We start from the raw sequence: 1,280 nt of genomic DNA on the forward strand, positions 1-1,280 counted from the left end.
TGAATATAGGAATGAATGCTTTCTGTTGCATTAAGTACTAATCCTCTAACCACAAGACAATAGGGCATCGCTAAATCGAGCTGCTGGACTAAATTGTATTGTTTTAGCTCGTTACCTTCGATTAAAAAGTAAATAATATCGACTAGTTTTTGTTGATTATCATAGCGCTTGGTAATCAAAATCATAGGGATTTTTTGTAAAAGATTATGATGAAAAATAACTTCGCTGCTTATATAGCAGGGAAGTACCGCGCGATTTTCATCAGCAATTTTGCATACTTGTGGTAACAGTTCCCCCAGACGCCATGGGTCTGGAAGTGCTTGGCTAATCGTGATAATAAAGTCACATCCTAATTGGCAAATTAATTGTTGGTACTTGTGTGTAAGCCGTTTTGCTCTGTATTTAGATATTTTAAGTTCCCGAGCAATATACTCTAAGTTGATGGCAATAGGAATATGATCTTCGCGGACATTAAAATGGGTCAAAAACCAGGAAAGAAAGATGAATACGATTTCACTATGGAGTGAAATTAATAATTGATGACGATTTAAAAAAGTCGCAATTTTTTCTGGAGCATCTAAATGTTTGTTGTAAGTGACGGAATGTTCAACGGCATCTTCCCAGTGCGTAATGAGTTTGTTTAGATGTGCTTTATAGGCGTTTATTTTCTGTAATTCTTCTTTGAATTGACTTAACGCACTTTCAGAATGTAGCCATTTATAACAGAGGTGAATAATCTTATATGCTCTGATTTGACATAAGTTTTCGCCTACTTGGGCATCAAAATCAGTAAGTTGTCCGTTTAAAAAATATAAGTTATCTAACTTCTGTTTTTTATGCAAAAGCTCTGCCTCCGCTGTAGAGTAGGGAAGCAGGGCCAATATGGTAATGTTACGCTCTGTGAGAGAATTCATGCCTGTTTATGCTCTTTTGATGTATCTAAAATAAATGATCAGAAAGGTAACTGCGCCACAGGTAATTAAACTTAAAATGTAACCCGCGACGAGTAGATGATCCGCCTCGATTAATCCGTGGCATACAGTAAAAAACTGGATGACGTTAAATCCTGCGAAGGTTAGTAAGGAAACGCCTTGTACTGACTGATGCCTTAAAATGGAAATGATTTGAGGAATAAATAAAAGAGCATTTGCAATTAAACTGATTGAAAATCCAAAATTAATAATAAGCGTCGTAACGTCCATTTGGGGTACATATCCTAATTACTGTAATAAGTCATGTGAATACTTTACATGTGGGTCACGCCATCCTTTGTCGTAAAC

The 1,280-nt window shown here is 36.2% G+C and carries 2 protein-coding genes; both read right to left on the reverse strand.

Annotation, left to right across the window (positions count from 1 at the left end):
- The coding region (locus ACQY7T_RS12705) for a hypothetical protein (RefSeq protein WP_428413886.1) at window positions 1–914 on the reverse strand (914 nt) is incomplete at its 3' end.
- 6 nt (window positions 915–920) lie between these two features.
- On the reverse strand, window positions 921–1,202 hold the full coding sequence (locus ACQY7T_RS12710; RefSeq protein ID WP_428413887.1) for a PQ-loop domain-containing transporter: 282 nt from the start codon (window positions 1,200–1,202) through the stop codon (window positions 921–923).
- Window positions 1,203–1,280 lie beyond the last annotated feature (78 nt).

Source organism: Legionella sp. (assembly GCF_965140895.1).
GTDB lineage: Bacteria > Pseudomonadota > Gammaproteobacteria > Legionellales > Legionellaceae > Legionella.

What these genes read in the sequence shown, in the direction of transcription:
- ACQY7T_RS12710 (WP_428413887.1), bottom strand. Translation starts at nt 1,202, where the DNA reads ATGGACGTTACGACGCTTATTATTAATTTTGGATTTTCAATCAGTTTA.